This is a genomic window from Nocardioides immobilis (assembly GCF_003515065.1).
Taxonomy (GTDB): domain Bacteria; phylum Actinomycetota; class Actinomycetes; order Propionibacteriales; family Nocardioidaceae; genus Nocardioides; species Nocardioides immobilis.
Window position 1 is genome coordinate 105,165 of the sequence record NZ_QXGH01000014.1, and the last position, 22,213, is coordinate 127,377.

General features: G+C 72.2%; 22 protein-coding genes. 12 read left to right on the forward strand and 10 right to left on the reverse strand.

Annotated elements, in window-relative coordinates; all coding sequences use genetic code 11:
- The first annotated feature begins 236 nt into the window (after nt 1-236).
- The 5 genes from D0Z08_RS10615 to D0Z08_RS10635 are packed head-to-tail and all read left to right on the forward strand — an operon-like array spanning nt 237 to nt 5,399.
- Nucleotides 237-1,313: a hypothetical protein gene (locus tag D0Z08_RS10615; protein ID WP_147381394.1), complete on the forward strand. Its 1,077-nt coding sequence runs from the start codon at nt 237-239 to the stop codon at nt 1,311-1,313.
- The gene (locus D0Z08_RS10620) at nt 1,310-1,954 is read left to right on the forward strand and encodes a DUF4129 domain-containing protein (protein ID WP_118925213.1); all 645 of its coding nucleotides are present in this window, start codon (nt 1,310-1,312) and stop codon (nt 1,952-1,954) included. The genes D0Z08_RS10615 and D0Z08_RS10620 overlap by 4 nt, the downstream gene beginning before the upstream one ends.
- Nucleotides 1,951-3,117, forward strand: coding sequence for a DUF4350 domain-containing protein (locus tag D0Z08_RS10625; RefSeq protein ID WP_118925214.1), 1,167 nt, complete (start codon nt 1,951-1,953; stop codon nt 3,115-3,117). The genes D0Z08_RS10620 and D0Z08_RS10625 overlap by 4 nt, the downstream gene beginning before the upstream one ends.
- Nucleotides 3,114-4,085: an AAA family ATPase gene (locus tag D0Z08_RS10630; protein ID WP_118925215.1), complete on the forward strand. Its 972-nt coding sequence runs from the start codon at nt 3,114-3,116 to the stop codon at nt 4,083-4,085. Before D0Z08_RS10625 ends, D0Z08_RS10630 begins: the two co-directional genes overlap by 4 nt.
- Nucleotides 4,086-4,088: 3 nt before the next feature.
- On the forward strand, nt 4,089-5,399 hold the full coding sequence (locus D0Z08_RS10635) for a DUF58 domain-containing protein (protein WP_118925216.1): 1,311 nt from the start codon (nt 4,089-4,091) through the stop codon (nt 5,397-5,399).
- Nucleotides 5,400-5,491: 92 nt separating this feature from the next.
- On the opposite strand, the gene D0Z08_RS10640 is transcribed toward D0Z08_RS10635, so the two are convergent.
- Complete coding sequence (locus D0Z08_RS10640; protein ID WP_245993860.1) at nt 5,492-6,496, reverse strand: stage II sporulation protein M; 1,005 nt, start codon at nt 6,494-6,496, stop codon at nt 5,492-5,494.
- A 37-nt stretch (nt 6,497-6,533) separates the two neighbouring features.
- Here D0Z08_RS10640 and D0Z08_RS10645 point away from each other — a divergent pair, with 37 nt between their 5' ends.
- From D0Z08_RS10645 to D0Z08_RS31655, 7 genes are read left to right on the forward strand one after another with little or no spacing between them, the layout of a single operon-like run.
- Entirely contained in the window at nt 6,534-7,352 is an 819-nt protein-coding gene (locus tag D0Z08_RS10645) for an RDD family protein (RefSeq protein ID WP_118925217.1), read from the forward strand.
- Between the two features lie 30 nt (nt 7,353-7,382).
- Nucleotides 7,383-8,402: an AAA family ATPase gene (locus tag D0Z08_RS10650; RefSeq protein ID WP_118925218.1), complete on the forward strand. Its 1,020-nt coding sequence runs from the start codon at nt 7,383-7,385 to the stop codon at nt 8,400-8,402.
- 13 nt (nt 8,403-8,415) lie between these two features.
- Nucleotides 8,416-9,306, forward strand: coding sequence for a DUF58 domain-containing protein (locus D0Z08_RS10655; protein ID WP_182481265.1), 891 nt, complete (start codon nt 8,416-8,418; stop codon nt 9,304-9,306).
- The gene (locus tag D0Z08_RS10660; RefSeq protein ID WP_118925220.1) at nt 9,290-9,778 is read left to right on the forward strand and encodes a hypothetical protein; all 489 of its coding nucleotides are present in this window, start codon (nt 9,290-9,292) and stop codon (nt 9,776-9,778) included. Before D0Z08_RS10655 ends, D0Z08_RS10660 begins: the two co-directional genes overlap by 17 nt.
- Nucleotides 9,769-10,839: a vWA domain-containing protein gene (locus D0Z08_RS10665; protein ID WP_118925221.1), complete on the forward strand. Its 1,071-nt coding sequence runs from the start codon at nt 9,769-9,771 to the stop codon at nt 10,837-10,839. Before D0Z08_RS10660 ends, D0Z08_RS10665 begins: the two co-directional genes overlap by 10 nt.
- A complete protein-coding gene (locus D0Z08_RS10670) occupies nt 10,836-11,744 on the forward strand; it encodes a vWA domain-containing protein (RefSeq protein ID WP_118925222.1) in 909 nt (302 codons plus the stop codon). The genes D0Z08_RS10665 and D0Z08_RS10670 overlap by 4 nt, the downstream gene beginning before the upstream one ends.
- On the forward strand, nt 11,741-12,436 hold the full coding sequence (locus D0Z08_RS31655) for a hypothetical protein (RefSeq protein WP_147381395.1): 696 nt from the start codon (nt 11,741-11,743) through the stop codon (nt 12,434-12,436). The genes D0Z08_RS10670 and D0Z08_RS31655 overlap by 4 nt, the downstream gene beginning before the upstream one ends.
- Before the next feature lie 18 nt (nt 12,437-12,454).
- Here the strand turns inward: D0Z08_RS31655 and D0Z08_RS10675 are convergent, their stop codons facing one another.
- From D0Z08_RS10675 to D0Z08_RS10715, 9 genes are all read right to left on the reverse strand, one after another.
- Nucleotides 12,455-13,150 (reverse strand): SRPBCC family protein, encoded by a 696-nt coding sequence (locus D0Z08_RS10675; RefSeq protein WP_118925223.1) that lies wholly within the window; start codon nt 13,148-13,150, stop codon nt 12,455-12,457.
- Entirely contained in the window at nt 13,150-14,034 is an 885-nt protein-coding gene (locus D0Z08_RS10680) for an FAD binding domain-containing protein (protein WP_118925224.1), read from the reverse strand. The genes D0Z08_RS10675 and D0Z08_RS10680 overlap by 1 nt, the downstream gene beginning before the upstream one ends.
- Nucleotides 14,031-16,529, reverse strand: coding sequence for a xanthine dehydrogenase family protein molybdopterin-binding subunit (locus D0Z08_RS10685; protein WP_118925225.1), 2,499 nt, complete (start codon nt 16,527-16,529; stop codon nt 14,031-14,033). The genes D0Z08_RS10680 and D0Z08_RS10685 overlap by 4 nt, the downstream gene beginning before the upstream one ends.
- Entirely contained in the window at nt 16,526-17,017 is a 492-nt protein-coding gene (locus D0Z08_RS10690) for a (2Fe-2S)-binding protein (RefSeq protein ID WP_118925226.1), read from the reverse strand. Before D0Z08_RS10690 ends, D0Z08_RS10685 begins: the two co-directional genes overlap by 4 nt.
- A gap of 84 nt (nt 17,018-17,101) precedes the next feature.
- Nucleotides 17,102-18,340, reverse strand: coding sequence for a transcriptional regulator (locus D0Z08_RS10695; protein WP_118925227.1), 1,239 nt, complete (start codon nt 18,338-18,340; stop codon nt 17,102-17,104).
- 67 nt (nt 18,341-18,407) lie between these two features.
- Complete coding sequence (locus D0Z08_RS10700) at nt 18,408-19,580, reverse strand: XdhC family protein (RefSeq protein ID WP_118925228.1); 1,173 nt, start codon at nt 19,578-19,580, stop codon at nt 18,408-18,410.
- Entirely contained in the window at nt 19,573-20,712 is a 1,140-nt protein-coding gene (locus D0Z08_RS10705) for a vWA domain-containing protein (RefSeq protein WP_118925229.1), read from the reverse strand. The genes D0Z08_RS10700 and D0Z08_RS10705 overlap by 8 nt, the downstream gene beginning before the upstream one ends.
- Nucleotides 20,709-21,590: an AAA family ATPase gene (locus D0Z08_RS10710; protein ID WP_118925230.1), complete on the reverse strand. Its 882-nt coding sequence runs from the start codon at nt 21,588-21,590 to the stop codon at nt 20,709-20,711. Before D0Z08_RS10710 ends, D0Z08_RS10705 begins: the two co-directional genes overlap by 4 nt.
- 43 nt (nt 21,591-21,633) lie before the next feature.
- A complete protein-coding gene (locus tag D0Z08_RS10715; protein ID WP_118925231.1) occupies nt 21,634-22,170 on the reverse strand; it encodes a nucleotidyltransferase family protein in 537 nt (178 codons plus the stop codon).
- Nucleotides 22,171-22,213: the final 43 nt, after the last annotated feature.

The window sequence follows — 22,213 nt, forward strand, 5'->3', positions numbered from 1 at the left end:
GGCTGCCCGGAGTTAGCTCCAGGACACCTGCTCGGAGACACGATTCAGTAGTCAAGATGTGCCGCACCCCGACAGTCCCGTCGGAGCAACCTGGATATCTTGGCAGAGATCCCGCCCGGCCACAAAATCGCAGCCGCCTTGGTGAAAGGATGGCGCCGTCCCCCGGACCGGAGCCCTGCTCGGTCCGGGTTTCTCTGACATCCTGCAGGGCCGGGTGAGCGTGCAGAAGGAGTGCGATGACGGGGACACCGCACCACTACCCTCCGCCGGGCGCACCGCCCCCGGAGGAGCCGCCCCGTCCGGCCACCCCGGCGGCACCGGCGGCCCCCGTCGCTGGTCCGCCCGTGCTGGGCATGCTCGGCGCCGCCCACAAGCCCGGCGCGATCCCGCTCCGGCCGCTCGGCCTCGGCAACATCTACGACGGCGCGTTCCGGATCATCCGGTTCAACCCCAAGGCGACCGTCGGCTCGGCTGTCCTGGTGACCGCGGTCGCGATGATCATCCCGATCGTGGTCAGCGTGGTCATCGCGTTCACCGTCGGGACGGGCATCAGCTCCGACGGCCAGGCCTCCGAGGACCTGAGCACCGCGGAGGCGCTCGGGCTCCTGGGCTCGTTCGGATCCCTCTTCCTCGGGATCTACGCGGCGCAGCTCGGGATCGTCTTCGTGGTCGGCATGGTCTCCCACGTCACCAGAGCCGCGGCCGTCGGCCGGCGGCTCAGCCTGGCCGAGGCGTGGGCCGCGACGTACGGGAAGCGCTGGCGGCTGCTCGGACAGGCTCTTCTGGTCGGCCTCGTCAGCACCGTCGCGATCGTGGCGGTCGTCCTGCTGGTCGTGCTCGTCGCCGTGCTCACCGGCGACGTGCTCATCACCGTGCTGGTCGGTCTCGTCGCCACGTTCGGCGCGATCCCGCTGTTCGCATGGCTCTGGATCCGCGTGGTCTACCTCGCCACCCCGGCCCTGATGCTCGAGCCGATCGGCGTCTTCCAGTCGTTCGGACGGACCTGGCGGCTCACCGCCGGCCAGTTCTGGCGGACCCTCGGCATCGGCCTGCTCACCCTCCTGATCGTGCAGGTCGCGGGCGGCATCCTCACCACGCCGGTCACCATCGGTGGCCAGCTCCTCGCGGTCGTCCTGCCCGAGTACTCCGTCCTCGTCCTGGTCCTCGCCCAGGCGATCGCGCTGATCATCCAGAACGCGTTCGTCGCACCGTTCACGGCCGCGGTGACCTCGCTGCAGTACCTCGACCAGCGGATGCGCAAGGAGGCGTACGACGTCGAGCTCATGCGTGAGGCCGGGCTGATCCCGCGGTGACCCTCATCGTCCCTGCAGCGCCGCTGCTCGTCGCCGACCCGCCGCTCGACCCCAGCGGCGAGGAGGCCCGGTCACTGCTCCGTCGGGAGCTCGCCCGTCCGGAGTACCACGACGCGAACCTCGTCGAGCGGATCGGGAACTGGATCCGGCGCCGGTTCGACGACGGCGTCGGCGCTGCCCAGGACGTCCCGCCGATCGGCACGTTCGCGGCGATCGTGGTCGGGCTGCTGATCCTCACCGGGGTCGTGATGCTCGTGTCCCGCGCCCGCCGTACGGCGCGGGCCCGGGCCGACCGCTCACCGGCCCTGACCGGCGAGGTGATCACCGCAGCCGCGCTGCGCGCCCGCGCCGAGGCGGCGCTGACAGGAGGGCGTTTCGACGACGCGCTCGTCGACGCCTTCCGCGCGCTCGCCGTACGTCAGGTCGAGCGCGGCCGGATCGAGGACCTCCCGCAGGCCACGGCCCACGAGCTCGCGGCCGGCCTCGGGGCCGAGTTCCCGGCGCAGCGCCACCTCATCGACCGCAGCGCCGACCTCTTCGACTCCGTCCTGTACGGCGACCACCCCGCCACCCGCGAGCAGGCCGTCGACACGCTCGCTCTCGACGACGAGCTCAGTGGCCGACGGGAGCGCGCCCGATGACGACGACGACCGCTCCCCCGCCCACCACCGCGCCCGACCCGGGTGAGGTCGCGACGGCCGGCTTCTGGCGCCGCAACCGGGTCTGGTTCTACGTCGGCATCGCGCTGGCGGTCGCCCTCGCGCTCTCGGCCCGGGTGAGCCAGGGCGATCAGGAGTTCTCCGCACCGCTCGACCCCCAGAACCCCGACCCGGACGGCGCCCAGGCCCTCGCTCAAGTCCTGGAGGACGAGGGGGTCGACGTCACCATCGTCCGTACGGCCGACGCGCTCCACGACGCCGAGGTCGGCCGACGGACCACGGTCCTGGTCACCGGTTCCGACCAGCTGGCGCCCAGCACCACCCGGCGTCTGCGTGACGACGCCGGCAGCGCCGAGATCGTGCTCGTCGAGCCGCCGCCGTACGTCCTCAGCGAGATCCAGGACGACGTGGAGCCCGCGCACGCCTCCGACGAGACGACCGGTGACTGCGCAGACGACCGGTTCGACGGCCTCGAGCTCGCAGTCGACGCCGCCACGGGCTACGACACGCCGGACGGCTGCTTCCCCAGCAACGACGGCTTCGTGCTGGCGCAGGGCCCCGGCGCGACGACGTACTTCGGCGCCGGCGAGGCGCTCAGCAACGACCAGGTCCTGCGCGGCGACAACGCGGCCGTCGCACTGCGGCTGCTCGGCGGGCACGACCGGCTGGTCTGGTACCTCCCGACGTACGACGACGCCGCCGACGACGAGGCCGTCAGCCTCTGGACCTTCGCGCCCTCCTGGCTGGAGCCCGCGCTGTGGCTCACCTTCTTCGCCACGATCGCCCTGATCTGGTGGCGCGGCCGGCGGCTGGGGAGGCTCGCGACCGAGCCGCTGCCGGTCGTGGTCCGTGCCGTCGAGACGACGCGCAGCCGCGGCCGGATGTACCGCCGCGCGGACGACCGGCCCTACGCCGGCGGTGCCCTGCGCGCCGCCGCCCGGCGCCGGCTCGCCGACCATCTCCGGCTCGGCCGGGGTGCGTCCGAGTCCGAGGTGATCACGGCCGTGGCCCACCACCTCGGCCGACCCGAGGAAGCGATCGGCGCCCTGCTCGCCCACCACGCCCCCGTCCCGGGCTCGGACCACGGACTGGTCCAGCTCGCCCAGGAACTCACCCAGCTCGACAGAGAGGTACGCCGAGGATGACCGACCAGATCCCCGAGCACGACGCACTCCGCGAGCGCCTGCTCGCCGTACGGCACGAAGTGGGCAAGGCCGTCGTCGGCCAGGACGCCGCCGTGTCCGGCCTGCTCGTCGCGCTGCTCTGCGGCGGGCACGTGCTGATGGAGGGCGTGCCCGGTACGGCGAAGACGCTCCTCGTGCGCACGCTGGCCGCGTCGCTGTCCGTCGACACCCGGCGGGTGCAGTTCACGCCCGACCTGATGCCCGGTGACATCACCGGCTCGCTGGTGATCGACAGCTCCGCCGGCGAGCTCACCTTCCGCGAGGGCCCGGTGTTCACCAACCTGCTGCTCGCCGACGAGATCAACCGGACGCCTCCCAAGACGCAGTCCGCACTGCTCGAGGCGATGGAGGAGGGCCAGGTGTCCGCGGACGGTGTCACCCGCCCGCTCCCCCGGCCGTTCCTCGTCGCGGCGACCCAGAACCCGATCGAGTACGAAGGCACCTACCCACTGCCGGAGGCGCAGCTGGACCGGTTCCTGCTCAAGGTGATGCTGCCGGTGCCCCCGCGCACCGACGAGATCGCGATCCTCACCCGTCACGCCGATGGGTTCGACCCTCGCGACGTCGCGGCGGCAGGCGTCACGGCGGTCGCGTCGGGCACCGACATCGAGGCCGGCCAGGCCGCGGTGAAGCAGGTGCAGGTCGCGCCGGAGGTGGCGACGTACATCGTCGACATCGCGCGCGCCACCCGCGAGTCGCCGTCCCTGTCGCTCGGGGTGAGCCCGCGCGGTGCCACCGCCCTGTTGCGCGCCGCCCGCGCGTGGGCCTGGCTGTCGGGCCGCGACTTCGTGACGCCCGACGACGTCAAGGCGCTCGCGCACGCGACCCTCGTGCACCGGCTCGGCCTCCGGCCCGAGGCCGAGCTCGAGGGCGTCGACACCGCGAAGGTGCTCTCCTCCGCTCTCGGCTCGGTCCCGGTGCCGAGGTAGCCCATGGTCATCTCCGGGCGGGTGCCGCTCCTCCTGCTGCTCGGCGTCGTGGCCGTGGTGCTGCGACCGTCGGCCGGCACCGTCGTGCTCTGGCTGCTCGCCGTCGCCCTCTTCGTGGGCGCCGACCTGCTGCTCGCGCCGTCGTCGGGTTCGGTCGGCCTCCACCGGCGGCCGCCGGGCACGGTGCGGCTCGGCGACCCCGCCGAGTCGGCGCTGACCGTCGCCAACGACGGCGGCCGCACCCTCCGGCTCGAGGTCCGCGACGCCTGGCAGCCGACCGCCGGCGCGACCGGCAACCGGCACCGGGTCTCGCTCCCCGGCGGCGAGCGCCGGGTCCTGCGCACCGCGCTGCGGCCGTGGCGGCGCGGCGACCTTCGTGCGTTCGGAGTCACGGTCCGCTCCTGGGGCCCGCTGCACCTGGCGGCGAAGCAGCGGACGTACGACGTCCCGGGCAGCGTCCGCTCCCTGCCGCCGTTCGAGTCACGCAAGCACCTCCCCTCTCGGCTGGCGCAGCTCCGCGAGCTCGACGGCCGGGCGGCGGTGCGGATCCGCGGCGCCGGCACCGAGTTCGACTCGCTCCGTGAGTACGTCCGGGGCGACGACGTGCGCTCGATCGACTGGCGCGCGTCTGCCCGCACCCCGCACGTGGTCGTCCGCACCTGGCAGCCGGAGCGGGACCGGCGCGTCGTGCTCGTGCTCGACACCTCCCGCACCGCCGCAGGGCGGGTCGGCGGCACCGGCGACCAGGGCGGGATGCCCCGCCTGGACGCCGCGATGGATGCAGCGCTGCTGCTCGCCGCCCTGGCGTCCCGCGCCGGTGACCGGGTCGACTTCGTCGCCGGCGACCGACGGGTGCGGGCCCGGCTGCGCGCGGCCGGTGCGCGCGACATCGCCGCCCGGCTGCAGGAGTCGATGGCCGACCTCGAGCCGACCATCGTCGAGGCGGACTGGGACACGCTCGCCGGCGCGGTCCAGGGCTTCGGCAAGCAGCGGGCGCTCGTCGTACTCCTCACGCCGGTGGAGCCGTCCGCGGTCCAGCAGGGCCTGCTGCCGGTCCTGCCGACACTCACCCGTCACCACCGCGTGGTCCTCGCCTCGGTGCGCGACCCCGAGCTCAACCGGCTCGCCGACGAGCGCGGGACCGTCGACGAGGTGTACGACGCAGCGGCCGCCGAGCAGGAGCTCCGGCGCCGCGAGTGGACGGCGGACGTGCTGCACCGGCTCGGCGTGCACGTCGTCGACGCCGACGCCGAGCGGCTGCCGCCGGCCCTCGCCGACCACTACCTGGCGCTGAAGGCCCAAGGCCTGCTCTGACCCGCCGAAGTGTCAATGTTGGTCGGCCGAAGTGTCGCACTTGGCTCATCGAGGTATCACACTTCGCGCGACCAACCTCGACACTTCGGCGGTCAGTCCTGGGTGGCGACCCGGTCCTCGAGCAGGTCGGCGCTGATGTCGCCGGTGTGACCCGCGCGGACGGCCTGGCGGCCGAGCACGAAGACGTAGGCGAAGAACGCGATCTCGGCGAGGATGCCGATCGCGATCCGCGCCCAGGTGGGCAGCGGGGACGGGGTCACGAACGCCTCGATGATGCCGCTGACGAAGAGGACGGCGACCAGGCCGAGTGCGACCGTGACCATCGTCCGTCCGGCGATCGCGAGCGAGTTGCCCCGGCTGATCCCGCCCGGCTCGATCCACGACCAGAACAGCTTCAGGCCCACGCCGCCGGCCACGAAGACCGCCGTCAGCTCGAGCAGGCCGTGCGGGAGGATCAGCCCCCAGAACAGGTCGGCGCGGTCGTGGCGGGTCATGATCGAGCCGACGACGGCGACGTTGAGCACGTTCTGGAACAGCAGCCACACCACCCCGACCCCGGTGATGCCCAACGCCATGCACAGGGCGGCGACCCAGGCGTTGTTGATCCACACCCGGGTGGCGAACGCGCTGGCGGCGTGCTCGCTGTAGTAGCTCTCGAAGTCGTTGTTGACGAGGTCGTCGACCTCCTGCTTCGACAGCAGCGTCTGCTCCACCTCGGGGTGGTCGACGAACCACCACATCAGTACGGCGCTCACCACGATGTTGGCGGCCATGCACCCCAGCCACCAGTAGCGCAGCCGGTAGAGCGCGGCCGGGAACTGATGGGTGAAGAACCGCCCGGCGGCCCGCCAGCTCAGGACCCGCGCGCCGAGCATCGCCATCCGCGCCCGGTTGAGAAGGGAGGAGAGGTAGGCGACCACCTCGCCGTCCGGCGCCGCCGTCCGGATCACCGACAGGTGGGTCGCCACCTGCTGGTAGCGGTCGACCAGCTCGTCGCTCTCCGGTCCGGTCCGCCGTCCCGCCCGCACCAGCTCCTCGAGCCGAGCCCACTCGTGGGCGTGCGCGACGACGTAGGCGTCGAGGTCGATGCGCGGCACGGGCGCAAGAGTACGGCGTCGCCGTACTCTTGCATCGATGTCGACCCAGCCCGCGACCGAGTTCGCCACGATCACGACCGACGACCTCGTCACCGGCGAGGGCGTGGCGCTCGACCTGCCCCCGGCCAGCCTGGGTCTGCGAATCGCCTCCGGCCTGATCGACTACGTCGTGACGATCGTGATGTTCATCGTCACCTGGATCGTCATCGCGATCGCCACCATCAACGTCTCCGAGGCGCTCTTGCTGATCGCGCCGATCGTCGCGAGCATCCTCAGCTTCGTGCTGTACCCGACGTTGCTCGAGACCCTCACCCGGGGCCGCTCGCTCGGCAAGCTCGCGCTCGGGCTGCGCACGGTCCGCGACGACGCCGGTCCGATCACGTTCCACCACGCACTGGTCCGCGCGCTGATCGGCTTCGTCGAGATCTACGCGCTGCAGGCCGTCCCCTACTTCTTCGCCGTCCTGATGAGCAAGCGCGGCAAGCGGCTCGGCGACTTCGCGGCCGGCACCTACGTCATCCGCGACCGGGTCGCCCTCCGGCTCCCGCCCCCGTCGCCGATGCCCCCGCACCTGGCCCACTGGGCCCGCACCACGGACCTGGCGAGCCTCCCGACCGGCCTGGCGCTCGCCGTCCGGCAGTACCTCGGGCGGCTCCCCACGCTCGACCCGCACTCGCGGCACCGGGTGGGCACCGACCTCCTCGCCGAGGTGCGCCAGTACGTCGCACCCGCGCCCCCGGCCGATGCACCCCCGGAGCTGGTGCTCGGCGCGGTCATCGCGGAACGCCGGGAGCGCGACCTGGCCCGGCTGCGACGCGACGAGCAGTTCCGGGCACGGCTCGCAGCGCGGGACTGAGTTCCCGTCCCCTGGGTAGGTTGTGCGTCGATGACCACCACGCGAAGCGCCCCACCCACCACCCCGCTCACGGCCGCCGACGTCGCGCGCGCGAGTGGAGCGATCGACCGCATCTCGGCGGCGTTCTCGAGCCGCGTCGCCGGCCAGGAGCGCATCCGCACGGCGCTGCTGGTGACGCTCCTCGCGGAGGGCCACGTGCTGCTCGAGAGCGTGCCCGGCCTCGCGAAGACCCTGGCCGCGTCGACACTCGCGCAGTCCGTCAACGCCGACTTCTCGCGGATCCAGTGCACCCCCGACCTGCTGCCGAGCGACATCATCGGCACCCAGGTCTACGACCCGCGGCGCCACGAGTTCGAGACCCAGCTCGGTCCGGTGCACGCCAACTTCGTGCTGCTCGACGAGATCAACCGCTCCAGCGCCAAGACCCAGTCCGCGCTGCTGGAGGCGATGCAGGAGCGACAGACCTCGATCGCCGGCACCATCCACCCGCTGCCGAGCCCGTTCATGGTGCTGGCCACCCAGAACCCGATCGAGGAGGAGGGCACCTACGTCCTCCCCCACGCCCAGATGGACCGGTTCCTCCTCAAGGAGGTCGTCGACTACCCCGAGGAGTCCGACGAGCTGATGGTCCTCGACCGGATCGAGGACGGCACGCTCGGCCAGCACGCCGAGCAGGTCACCCCGGTCGCCAGCCTGGCCGACGTCATCGAGCTGCAGGCGATGGTGCGGCGGGTCTACGTCGATCCGGCGATCAGGCGCTACGTCGTCTCCCTGGTCCGGGCGACCCGGCACGTCGGGCAGCTCCTCGGCCCCGATCTCGGGGCGTACGTCGAGATCGGCGCCAGCCCGCGCGGCAGCATCGCGTTCTTCCAGGCCGCCCGGGCGATCGCCGTCGTCCAGGGCCGCCACTACGTGATTCCCGAGGACGTCCGCGAGCTGAGGCACGCCATCCTCCGCCACCGGATCCACCTCAGCTTCGAGGCGCTCGCCGATCGGGTCCAGCCCGAGAGCATCATCGACGCGGTCTTCCGCGCCGTACCCACGCCGTGACGGGAGTCCGCGGTTGACTGCCCACCTGACCCGCGTCAAGGCCCGCCTCTCGATCCACGCCCACCGCAAGGCGCGCGGGCTGCTCGAGGGCGAGTACGCCGCGATCCAGGTGGGACGCGGCATCGACTTCAACGACCTCCGCGAGTACGTCCGCGGCGACGACGTGAAGGACATCGACTGGAAGGCGTCGGCCCGCACCCGGATGCTTCTCATCCGGCGCTACGTCGCCGAGCGCAAGCACACGGTCGTGCTCGCTGTCTCGACCGGTCGCAGCATGGCGGCGATGAACGACGCGCAGGTGTCGAAGCGCGACCTCGCCGTGTTCGTCTCGGGTGTCATGGGCTACCTCGCGGTGCGGCACGGTGACCTGGTCGCCCTCGTCTACGGCGACGCGCGCCGCCAGCACGTGCGCCCGCCGGACAACGGCGAGCTCTACCTCGAGCGGCTGCTCGGGCTGGTCCACGACGCGATCACCCCGGAGGCGCCACCGAGCGACCTGGCCGCGGTGCTCGACTACGTGGCCCGCGCGATCCGGCGCCGGACGATCCTGGTCGTGGTGTCCGACGAGACCTCCGTGTCCGACCAGCTCGCCGAGTCGCTGCGCCGGCTCACGGCCCAGCACGAGGTGCTGTTCCTGACCATCGGCGACCTCGACCCGACGATCACGGCCGGCGCCCCGCGTCGGCTGGTCGACGTCGACGCGGGCGCAGAGGTGCCCGGCTGGCTGCGCGGAGACGTCCGGCTCCAGCAGGAGTACGCCGCCCTCGTGGCCGGCGAGGAGTCCCAGCTGCGCCGGCGGCTCGACCAGCTCGGCGTGGTGCACGAGCGGGTCGAGGACACCGAGTCCGCGATCGCCGCTGTGTTCCGGGTCCTGGAGAGGCAGAAGCATGCTCGCCGCCGCTGACCTCCAGGAGGAGTTCAACGGCCCGGTGGCGTACGCCGACCGCTGGCTGTGGTTCGCCCTGCTCGGCCTGTTCCTGGTGGCTGCCTACTACCTCGGGGTCCTCTGGTTCACCCGCGACCGGACCGCGACCGGTCCGATGCCGTGGAACCGGCCGGACGTGCCGTCCGCCCGCCAGCAGCACCTCGCCCGCATCGATCGGATCGAGGCGGCGGTGCGCGGGGGCGAGGTGACGGCGCGCGACGGCCACCAGCAGCTCAGCGAGACGGTCCGCTCCTACGTGGGCGCGGTGAGCACGCTTCCCGCGCCGACGATGACCTTGTCCGACCTCCGCCGGGAGCGGGCGCGGCCCCTCGCCGACGCCATCGAGCTGATGTACCCGCCCGAGTTCGCGCCGGACGACATCGGCGAGGCCCAGGAGCGGTTCGACCAGGCGGTCTACCAGGCCCGACGGCTGGTGGCGTCATGGAACTGACGTGGACGACGAGCGACAGCGAGCTGAAGTGGCCCTGGCTGGTGGTGCTGCTGGTCGTGCTCGTCGTCGCGCTGCTGGCGGTGTGGGTCCGGATCTGGTGGCGACGGCATCCCCCCGGCGCGTCGTACGTCGCCCACGCCACGCGCCTGGTGTCGCTCCCGCGCTACCGGACCCTGGTGCAGCGGCGACGGCTGCTCGGCGGATTCGGGTCCGTCGCCGCGCTGGTCGCCTGCGTCGGCGGCATCGTGCTCGGCGGGCGGGTGCAGGAGACCCAGGTGATGGACCGTGACGAGGCGTCCCGCGACATCATGCTCTGCCTCGACGCCTCCGGCTCGACCGCGCCTTGGAACGTCGACGTCGTCCAGGAGTTCCGCGACATCGTCGAGGGGCTCGAGGGCGAGCGGATCGGGCTCACGGTCTGGAACAACGCCGCCATCACGAAGTTCCCGCTCACCGACGACTACGACTTCGTGCTCGACCGGCTCAGCGAGGCCGAGCTGGCGTTCGCGGGCTGGAGCGAGATCTACCCGAGCGAGGAGTTCGACGACTACACCGCCGGGACCTGGAGCGAGGAGCGGCAGTACCAGTCCTCCCTCGTCGCCGACGGCCTGGTGTCCTGCGTCCAGCGCTTCGACCGGCTCGACGAGGACCGCGGGCGGGCACTGGTGCTCGCGACCGACGGCGAGCAGCGTGGGCGCGGCGTCTACAACCTCGACGAGGCAGCGGAGTACGCCGCCGAGGACGGCATCGTCATCCACGTGGTCGCCAACCCGGGCGAGCCCGACAAGGAGGGCGACAGCGACGGTCTCCAGGCCGCCGCCGACGAGACGGGCGGGACGTTCGCCCAGCTCGGCACCGGGGGCTCCGCCGAGGACGTGGTCGAGGAGATCAACGAGCTCGAGGCGGCCAAGATCGAGCGCCCGCCGCTGGTCCAGACGGTCGACGAGCCGCGTACGGGGCAGGTGCTCGCCGGCATCGGGGTCGGCCTGCTGTTGCTCGTGTGGACGGTCCAGGGCCTGATCGCCCTTGCCGGACGGACGAACCGGGGGTCGACGCCGTGAGCACCGTGCTTCTCCTCGCCCGCCGGATCGGGATCGTGCTGACGCTGGTCGTGATCCTCGTGCAGCCGGGGTTCGGCACCCGCGCCGCGCCGAGCCAGGTCGCCGACATCGAGGTCTTGGTGGTCGTCGACCGGACCCGCTCGATGGCCGCGCTCGACTACGAGGACGGCCCGCGGATCTACGGCGTGCAGCAGGACCTGGCCGACCTGGCGGAAGCTCTCCCCGCGGCCCGGTTCGCGATGCTCACCTTCGGCGCCGACGTCGAGCTCGAGCTGCCGTTCACCAGCGACACGACCACGTTCGGGACCGCGGTCGACACGCTCCGCCTGGAGGGCCCGTTCGACGGCACCGGATCGCGCGCCGACCGCCCGCTGGAGGCGATGCGGGAGGTCCTGGAGCGTGCCGACGAGCAGCATCCCGACCGACGGCGGATGGTGGTCTACGTCGGCGACGGCGAGAACACGGCCGAGGGCGAGCAGGAGTCCTTCGTGGAGCTCGAGGACCTCGTCGACGGCGGCATCGTGCTGGGCTACGGCACCGAGGAGGGTGCCAAGATGCCGGAGGCCGACAACCTCTCCGACGAGGACGGCTACGTCTACGACCAGGACCGCGGCGAGGACGCGATCTCCCGGCTCGACGAGGACAACCTGCAGGACATCGCGAACCAGCTCGGCATCGACTACGCGCACCGCACCGAGCCCGGGGGGATGGACGCGATCGCCGCCGACTTCGAGGCGTCGTACGCCTTCGACGAGGGCGAGGGCGCGCCGGCGGAGCATGACCTGACGTGGGTGTTCGGCCTCCTCCTGCTCGGGCTGGTGCTGCTCGAGCTGCGGTCGTGGTGGCGGGCGCTCTGGACGTCGCACACCGCCCTCCAGCCGACCCGGAAGGAGGCGACCTCGTGAGGCTCCGCAGAGTGCTCGTGCTCGCCGGCATCCTGCCCGCGCTGGTCGCCCTGGCGTTCGCGGTCAAGGTCGTCACGATGCTGTCGCACGACCGCGACGGCCGGAGCGGATTCGACGACGGCTCCTTCCTGGCGGCGGCGGACGAGTTCTCGGCCAACGGCTCGCTCAACTGGTTCGAGCCGTGGATCACCGCCTTCGACGAGGGCGCCGCCCGGCACGCCGAAGGTGACCTCGAGGATGCGCTCGAGCTCTACGTCACGGCGCTGGCGGACGTGCCGGCCGAGGAGGAGTGCACGGTACGGATCAACGAGGCGCTCGCCCTCGAGTCGCTGGGTGACACGGCGGCCGAGAACGGTGACGCCGACGAGGCGACCGGTCGCTGGCAGGCCGGCATCGACACCCTCGCCGAGGGCGGCTGCCCCACGGACTCCGGTCGCGGGGACGACCAGACGGCCGATGCTGCCGCCGTCGACCAGCGCCTCCGCGAGAAGCTGCAGCAACAACAGCAGCAGCAACAGCAAGAGGAGGAAGAGCAGCAGAACCAGCAGCAGGATCCTCAGCAGCAGCAGGAGCAGCGCGAGCAGGAGCGCAAGGAGCGCAAGCTCGAGGAGCGCAACGACGACGCGATCGAGGAGGAGCAGGACTACGAGGAGTCGAACCAGGAGCGCGACTACTCGCAGTACCACTGGTGAGGGGCTGATCCTCCCGGGTCAACGGCGACGCAGGACGCGGAGCAGCACCAGGAGGCCGACGAGCGCCAGCGCACCGAACGCGAGCTGCTTCCCGTAGGACTTGACGAGCACCGGCAGCACGGTCGCGCCCAGGTCGAGGGCGTCGTCCTGCGGGGTCGACGCCGACGCAGGCATCGACGCGGGCCCCGCGTCCTGGTCGACACCGTCGGCCGGCGCGACCGTGGCCGCACCGGCCGGCTCGGAAGCCGGCCCGGCGTCCTGGTCCCCCTCGTCCGCGGTGAGCCGCCGCTCGAGGCACGCGACGAACTGCCCGAGCAGCTTGTCCGAGACGTCCTGCATCACTCCCCGCCCGAACTGGGCGGGCTTGCCCGTGACTGCCAGGTCGGTCAGCACCTCGACCTCGGTGCCCGTGCCCGACGGAGCCATGCTCAGGGTCACCGTCGCGCCCGCCGTACCGTTGCCGCGCTTGTCGCGCCCCTTGGCCTCCACGACGAACCGGTGCGCGGCCTCGTCGCGCTCGACGAACGTGCCTGACCCGGTGTAGACGAGGGCGATCGGCCCCAGCTTCACCTTGCAGGTGCCGGTGAACGTGTCAGCCTCGGCGGAGGTGACCTGGGCTCCCGGGAAGCACTCCGCGACGGACGCGATGTCCTGGAAGGCCGCCCAGGTCTCCTCGACCGCGGTGGGTACGGCGAACTTGTGCGACAGGTCCATCAGCCAGGAACCCTCGTCCCGTTGCGCCCGGCGGCCGCGAGCACTGCCCGGCCGGTGAGCACGGTCGCCAGGTGCCGCCGGTAGTCGGCGCCGCCATTGAGGTCCGTAGGCGGGTTCGCACCGTCGGCGGCGTGCGCGGCCGCCTCCCGTACGGCGTCCTCCGTGGCCGGTCGCCCGACGAGCGCCTCCTCGACCGCGGTGGCCCGCAAGGGCGTGCTGCCCATGTTGGTCAGACCGACCCGCGCCTCGGCGATGGTGTCCCCGTCGAGCCGGACGGACGCCGCGACCGCGACGATCGGCCACTGGTGGGCCACCCGGACGAACTTCTCGTAGTGCGCGCCCCAGCCGGTGTGCTTCGGGATGTGCACCTCGGTCAGGATCTCGTCCTCGCCGATGGCCGTCTCGAAGATGTCGACGAAGAACTCCCCCGCCGGGACGGTCCGGCTGCCGCCGGGGCCCGCGATCACGAAGGACGCGTCGAGAGCCAGCGCGGGCGCACCGACGTCGCCGGCGGGGTCGGCGTGCGCGAGAGCGCCACCGAACGTGCCGCGGTGCCGGACCTGCGCGTCGGCCAGGTGGGTGACGGCCTTCGTGAGCAGCAGGGCGTGCTCGTGCACCAGCGGGTCGTGGCCGACGGCGTCGTGGGTCGTCATCGCGCCGATCACCAGGTGGTCACCGCCGTCGCGGACTCCCCGCAACGAAGGGATCCGGCTCAGGTCGACGACCCACTCCGGCGCGTTGAGGCGCATCCGCAGCACCGGCAGCAGACTCTGCCCCCCAGCCAGGATCTTCACGTCGTCGCCTGCGGCACCGTGCTCGGCGAGCGCCTGCAACGCCTCCTCGACCGTGGTCGGGGCGACGTACTCGAACGCTGCGGGAATCACTGGGCACCTCCTTCTGCGCGGTCGACGGTGCCGGACATGCCCGTCGAGGGATCGAAGTGCGGGGCCGCCGCACCGGCGGTCTCGCCGCCGCCGTCCGAGCGGCTGTGGATCGCCCGCCACACCCGTTCCGGCGTGCACGGCATCTGGATGTCGTTGACCCCCAGGTGCCGGATCGCGTCGACGACCGCGTTGACCACGGCCGGGGTGGACGCGATCGTGCCGGCCTCGCCGACACCCTTCGTGCCGAGCGTGTTCGTCGTGCTCGGCGACGTGGTGTGGTCGATGTCGAAGCTGATCGTGTCCGCCGCGGTCGGCAGCAGGTAGTCGACGAACGACCCGGTGACGAGGGTGCCGTTCTCGTCGTACACCGCCTCCTCCCAGAGAGCCTGGGCGATGCCCTGGACCAGGCCGCCGTGCACCTGCCCGGCGACGATCAGCGGGTTGATGATGTTGCCGATGTCGTCGCAGCAGGCGTACTTGCGCATCTTGATCTGGCCGGTCTCGGTGTCGACCTCGACCGCGCACAGGTGGGTCCCGTGCGGGAAGTTGAAGTTCACCGGGTCGTACGTCGCCTCCGAGTCCAGCGAGGACTCCACCCCGTCGGGCAGGTTGTGCGAGGCGAACACCGCGGTCGCGATCTCGGTGATCGGCAGGCCCTGGTCGGTGCCGCGCACCGTGAAGCTGCCCTGCGCGAACTCCAGGTCGTCGATCGACGCCTCGAGCAGGTGGGCCGCGATCGGCCGCGCCTTCTCGATCACCTTGTCGACCGCCCGGACCAGCGCCTCACCGCCGACGACGAGGCTGCGGGAGCCGTAGGTGTCGAGGCCCTTGTGCGACACCTGGGTGTCGCCGTGCAGCACCTCGACGTCCTCGAACGGCACGCCGAGCCGGTCGGCCACGATCTGGCTGAAGGCCGTCTCGTGCCCCTGCCCGTGCGCGGAGGCACCGGTGACGACCTCGACCTTGCCGGTCGCGAGCATCCGCACCTCGGCGTGCTCCCAGCCGCCGGCCCCGTAGTTGAGCTGGCCGAGAATCCGCGACGGGGCGAGGCCGCACATCTCGGTGAACGTCGAGACGCCGATGCCGAGCTGGACCCGGTCGCCCCGCTCGCGTCGCTCCCGTTGCTCAGCACGCAGCTCGTCGTACCCGATCATCTCCTTGGCCCGCGCGGTCGCGGCCTCGTAGTTGCCGGAGTCGTACTCCATCCCGGCCACGGTGGTGAACGGGAACTCGTCGTGCTTGATCCAGTTCTTCTCGCGGACCTCGAGCGGGTCGACGCCGAGCTCGGCCGCGAGCTCGTCCATCAGCCGCTCGACGGCGTACGTCGCCTCCGGCCGGCCGGCGCCGCGGTAGGCGTCGGTCCAGGTCTTGTTCGTGAGGATGTTGCGGGTCGTGAAGCGGTACGCCGGGAACTTGTAGATCGCGTTGAACATGAACGCGCCGAGCACCGGCACGCCGCCACCGACGATCGCGACGTAGGCACCGAGGTCGGCCAGCAGGTCGACCTTGAGCCCGGTCACGGTGCCGTCCTTGGTGGCGGCGAGGGTGAGCCGCTGCCACTGGTCGCGGCCGTGGTGGGCGGTCATCAGCGACTCGCTGCGGGTCTCGGTGAACTTCACCGGCTTGCCGAGCATCCGGGCGACAGCGAACGCGATCATCTCCTCCGGCGTCTGCTGCAGCTTGCCGCCGAACCCGCCGCCGACGTCGGGGGCGATCACCCGGATCTTCGACTCGGGGACACCCGTGGTGGCCGCGAGCGCGAACCGGAGGATGTGCGGGATCTGGGTGGCGGACCACATCGTGATCTGCTCGCCGGTCGGGTCGACGACGACCGACCGCGGCTCCATGAAGGCCGGGATCAGCCGCTGCTGGCGGTACTCCCGCTCGATGACGATGCCGTCCTCGCGCGCCTGGGCGATCGCCTCCTCGACGTCGGAGCCGGTGCCGGCCTCGGCCGAGTCGAACGTCCAGACGGCGCTGACGTTGGTGCCGAGGTCGGGGTGCGCCAGTACTCCGTTGTCAGAGTCCGCGGCCGCAGCTTCCTTGAGGTCGAGCGCGGCGGGCAGCTCGTCGTACTCCACCTCGACCAGCTCGGCGGCGTCGCGCGCCTCCGCGGCGCTGCGGGCCACGACCACGGCGACGGTCTCGCCCGCGAACGCGACCCGGTCGGCCGGCATCGGTAGGTGGTCGGGAGTGACCTGGTCCGTCACGACCGGCCACGCGTTGATGCAGGCGCCCTGGCTCTCCGCGAGGTCCGCGCCGGTGTAGACCGCGACGACGTTGGTGCTTTGCTTGGCGGCGCTGGTGTCGATGCTGGCGATCCGTGCGTGCGGGAACGGGCTGCGCACCATCGCCAGGTGCAGCATCCCGGGGAGGGTGAGGTTGTCGGTCCAGCGGGTGCGACCGGTGATGAGGCGCTGGTCCTCCTTGCGGCGGCGGTCGCGACCGATCTCAGCGGTCGGCGTCGCGACGCCCGGGTCCTGGGTGGCGGTCATGCTCCGACCCCCTCGGCGTGCTGGCTGGAGGTCGCCTCGGCGGCGTGCTGCACCGCCTTGACGATGTTGTGGTAGCCCGTGCAGCGGCACAGGTTGCCCTCGAGGCCGAGCCGGATCGCCTCCTCGGACGGGTGCGGGTTGTTGTTGAGGAGGTCGATGCTCTGCATGATCATCCCGGGCGTGCAGAAGCCGCACTGGAGGCCGTGGCACTCGCGGAACGCCTCCTGCACCGGGTGCAGCCGGCCGTTCTGGGCGAGACCCTCGATCGTGGTGATCTCGCTGCCGTCGGCCTGGACAGCGAGCACGTTGCAGGACTTCACGCTGGTGCCGTCGAGGTGGACGGTGCAGGCTCCGCAGTTGCTGGTGTCGCAGCCGATGACCGTGCCGGTCTTGCCGAGGCGCTCCCGGAGGTACTGCACGAGCAGCATCCGGGGTTCGACGTCGTCAGCCACCTGCTGGCCGTCGACGGTGAGGTTGATCCGGGTCATGACACTCCCTTGGGTCGGGCCGGGTCGAGGGTGAGCTCTGTGACCCGGCTCACGCTAGGCAGCGTCGGTTGGTGAAAGGTTGCCTCAGAGGCGGGCCACGGAGAGGCGCGCCTTGAGCAGCGGCACCGCCGGGTGACGGCCTCCGTGAACCCGGGCCAGATGCTCGAGACACGCCTCCAGGACGGCCGTGTCGTACGGCGCCCGCTCGATGTAGTGCAGCACCGCGTCGGGCAGCGGATCGGCCAGCAGCGCCTCACGGACGGCGACCGCGACGTACTCCCCCATCTCGGTGAGCGCGGGGCTCTCGGTGCCGGGGAGCAGGTCACCGCCGTACGCCTCGACGGCTGCGGCGACGTCCCCGCGGCGGACCAGCGCGAGCACATGGTCGACGTCGGTCGCGATCGGCATCAGCAGCCGGTAGGGGCGGGAGGCGAGCTGGCCGCCGAGCGCGTGGCGCAGGTGGGAGACCTCCGCCTTCAGCGTGGAGAAGGTGACCGCGTGGTCGCCGTACAGCATCGTGTGCAGCTGGTCGAGGGACAGTCCGTCCGGGTGGAGGGCGAGCAGCGCCAGGATCTCGGTCTGGCGGCGGTTGAGCAGCAGCCGCTGCCCGTCGACGCGGGCCTCGGCGGTGCCGAGGAGGGTCAGGACCAGGCCAGGGTCGGCCGTGTCGTCGAGCACGGGGTCGTCGACGTAGAGCTGGGTCCGCGGCATCGCCTGCTCCAGCAGCCGGGCGAGGACGCGGACAGTGGCGAGGCCGATGGGGTGCGTGCGGTCCCAGGTCGTGGAGATGTCGAGGACGCCGAGCTTCTTGCCGCTCACCGGGTCGTGGAGCGGCGCAGCCCAGCAGACCCAGTTGTGGACGATCGGCGCGTAGTGCTCGGCGCTGAACACCATCGACGGGCGGTCGAGCCGGTTGGCGAGGTCGAGCGCGTTGGTGCCGACCGAGCGGTCGTCCCAGCGGCCGCCGGCCACGAAGTTCACCGTCTCGGCCCGGCGCCGCATCACCCGGCCGCCGTACGTCCAGAGCACCCGGGTCGCCGGATCGGTCACCGCTACCACGAGGTCACCGTCCTCGGCAGTACGGCGCAGCTCCTCCTCCACGCGTTCGACCGCGATCTGCAGGGGTGAGCCCCGCCAGAAGGAGCGGGTCTCCGACTCGTCGGCCAGCGGGGCGTGGCCGACGTCGCGCGCCACCGAGGCGCCCGAGCGGGTCCAGCTGTCGAGGATCTCGGGCCGGACCGGCACAGCGGAGCGGTCACCCTCCTCGACGAAGGTGGTCCAAGCGGTCAGAGCCGCGCGGCGCCGCTGGTCGAGCTCGCCCATGCCTGGACAGTACCCCCGCATGGTGAGGCAGGTCACTGCCCTGGCGCGACCGGCGCAGCACCGGGGATCAGCCGTGGATCCGACCCGACCGCGCGGCCAGCGGCTCTCCGGATCCACCCCACCGGCCCGCCACGATCTCGGCCGCGATGCTGATCGCGGTCTCCTCGGGGGTGCGGGCGCCGAGGTCGAGCCCGATCGGGCTCGAGAGCCGGGCCAGCTCGTCCTCGGTGAGGCCGGCCTCGCGCAGCCGGGCCATCCGGTCGTCGTGGGTGCGCCGCGAGCCCATCGCGCCGACGTAGGAGAGCTCGGGGATGCGGAGCGCCTGCTCGAGCAGCGGTACGTCGAACTTCGGGTCGTGGGTGAGCACGGCCACCACCGTGCGCGGGTCGATCCGGCCCGCCTCGTGCTCGGCCGCGAGGTAGCGGTGCGGCCACTCCACGACGACCTCGTCCGCCTCGGGGAAGCGGGTGTCGGTAGCGAACACGGGCCGGGCGTCGCACACGGTCACGTGGTAGCCGAGGAAGCTGCCGACCCGGGCGACCGCGGCGGCGAAGTCGATCGCCCCGAACACCAGCATCCGCGGCCGCGGCGCGAACGCCCACACGAAGACCTGCATCCCCTCGCCACGACGCTCGCCGTCCGGGCCGTAGGTCAGCGTGCCGTTGTGGCCCGCCTCCAACAGTCCGAGCCCGTCGTCCCGAACCGCGTCGTCGATGCGGCTGCTGCCGAGCGAGCGCGATAGTCCCTGACGTTCCTGTCGTGAATCGGCTACATCGACGACAGAATCGTCAGGGATTATCCCGTCTGGGCGGATGAGCGTCCGGCGTCCGACGTACGACGGGTCGGGGTGCTCGACGACGGTCGCGACGGCGATCGGCGTCCCCCGCTCGATCGCTTCGGCGATCTCGCCGAGCTCGGGGAAGGTCTCCTGTGAGACCTTCTCGACGTACACGTCGAGGATCCCCCCGCACGTGAGCCCGACCGCGAACGCCTCGTCGTCGCTGACGCCGTACCTCTGCAGGACCGGGACCCCGGACGCCACCACCTCGTGGGCGAGCTCGTAGACGGCGCCTTCCACGCAGCCGCCCGACACCGAGCCGACCGCTGACCCGTCGGCGCCGACGAGCATCGAGGCCCCGGCCGGACGGGGGGCCGACCGGAACGTCGCCACCACGGTTCCCATGCCCACGGTCTCGCCGGCCTCCCACCACTTCATCAGCTGGGGCAGCACCTCACGCACGGGCGATCACCTCCACGAGGTCGGCGAACGTGGCCAGCGAGTGGCCGGCCAGGAAGTCGTCGACGTGGGGAAGCACGGCGACGATGCCGCCCTGGAGCGGCTCGTATCCCGGCTTGCCGCGGTGCGGGTTCACCCACACGACGCGGTGGGCGATCCGGTGCAACCGCGCCATCTGCTCCGCCAGCAGCGCCGCGTCACCGCGCTCCCAGCCGTCGCTGAAGATCACGACCACCGCACCCCTCGCCATCCCGCGCTGGCCCCAGCGGTCCAGGAAGGCACGCAGGGTCTCGCCGAGCCGGGTGCCGCCGGACCAGTCGGGCACCGCGTCGCCGGCTGCGGCCAGCGCCCGCTCGGGGTCACGCGCCCTCAGCGCGCGGGTGACGTGGGTGAGCCGGGTGCCGAGGGTGAAGGTCTCGACACCGTTGGTGGTCGAGCCCGTCGAGACCCCGTGCCCGAGCCGGTGGGCGAGACGGAGCAGCGCGTCGGCGTACGAGGACATCGAACCGGACACGTCGACGAGGAGTACGACGCGGCGCGGGCGGGTGCCGCGCCGGCGCCACCGGATCTCGGCCGGCTCCCCCATCCGGCGCAGGCTGGCGCGGAGGGTGCGGGATGCGTCGACCTCGCCGCGGTGATGGGCGACGTGGCGGGCGGTGCGGCGGCGGGGGCTCCGCACGGGGAGCGTGGCGTAGAGGGCGGTCAGCCGCTGACGGTCGGCGGGCGACAGGCCGGCGACGTCGCGGTGGCGCAGCACCTCGGTGGCGCTCGCGGCAGCGCGGATCGGGTCGTCGGCCTCCCCTGCTCCCTGTCCCTCGCCGGAGTCGTCCACGACGAGGGTGGTGACCGCGCTGCGCTCGCGGGGGGAGGCCGTGGAGGTCCGCGGGAGATCGGTCCCGAACCAGGCCTCGAAGACCCGGTCGTGGCGCTCCAGGTGGTCGGGCGACGAGCACAGGGTGGCGCGTCCGGCTGCCGACGTCGCGGCCCGGTCGCCCAGGCCGACGATGGCGACGGCGTCGAGGTAGGCGCGGGTGCGATCCTGGGTGACCGGGACCCCGGCGGCCCGCAGGGCGCGGGCGAACCCGAGCAGAACCTCGTCGCCACCCCGCAGCGTCGTGCCGATCCTCGGAGTCATTGCGCGAGCATCCGGTCGAGGGCGGCGCGGACCCGCTCGGTGTCGTCGCGGTACTTCACCAGCGCGCCGAGCGTCGCCGACGCCGTGCCGAGGTCGAGCTCGGTCGTGCCGAGGTGCTCGAGCGCGCGTGCCCAGTCGAGCGTCTCGGCGACGCCGGGGGGCTTGAGCAGGTCGTCGCGGGTGCGGAGCTGCTGGACGACCGCGACCACCTGACGGGCCAGGTCGGCGCTCACCTCGGGAGCACGGGAGCGGACGATGGCGACCTCCCGATCGAGACCCGGGTGGTCGATCCAGTGGTAGAGGCAGCGGCGCTTGAGCGCGTCATGGAGCTCGCGGGTGCGGTTGGACGTGAGGACGACGGTCGGCGGTGTCGCCGCCTGCACGGTGCCGAGCTCCGGGATGGTCACCTGGTACGTCGACAGCACCTCGAGCAGGAACGCCTCGAACTCGTCGTCGGCCCGGTCGACCTCGTCGACGAGGAGCACGACCGGGCTCTGCTGCAGCGCCGCCAGGACGGGGCGCGCGAGCAGGAAGCGGGCGTCGTACAGGCTCTTCTCGGCCTCCTCCAGGTCCGTCCCCTGGCCGCCGTGCCCGGCCGCCTCGAGCGCGCGCAGGTGGAGGATCTGACGCGGGAAGTCCCAGTCGTAGAGGGCCTGGGTCGCATCGATGCCCTCGTAGCACTGGAGCCGGATCAGCGGTTGGCCGAGCGCCGACGCCAGCGCCTCGGCGAGCGCGGTCTTGCCAGTGCCGGGCTCGCCCTCGAGCAGCAGCGGTCGCCCCATCCGGAGGGCGAGGAAGACCACCGTGGCGAGCTCTTCGTCGCACAGGTAGCCGGTCCCTTCGAGCAGGCCGGACACCTCGGCCACACGCGCGTCCATGGTCCTCACGGTAGATCCCGCTCGTTGGTCGCCGGTTGGCCGATCAACGCTGGTCGACGTCCTGCCCGGTGGCCAGGTCGCCGCACTCCACGAGGACGGTGCCGTGCTCGGCGAGGTACGTGCGCGCTCCCTCGTCCCCGGTCACCGCCGCCAACAGCGGGGGCCAGTGGTCACGGCCGATCAGCACCGGGTGGCCGGGCGTGCCGTCGTACGCCGCCCGCGCCAGCACGTCGGGGCGCACACCGACGGCGAGCACCCGGCGGACGACGTCCGCGGTGACGTCGGGGAGGTCGACGAGATGGACCATCGCCGCCGGCGCGTCGCCGACCTCCAAGGCGATGAGGCCGGCCCGCAGAGTGCGAGACATCCCCTCGGCCCAGTCAGCGGCGACCACGACCCCGACACCGTGGGGCACCAGTGGCCGGGCGTCTTCGGCGTGCGATCCCAGCACCACCACCACGCGGACGCAGCCTCCCTCCAGCAGCACGTCGACCGCGTCCGGCAGCCAGCCGGGCACCAGTGCCTTCGGCATGCCCATCCGGCTGCCGGAACCGGCGGCGAGCAGCAGACCGGTGACCATGGCCCGAACATGCCACAGGGCCCCCGCCGAAGCGAGGGCCCTG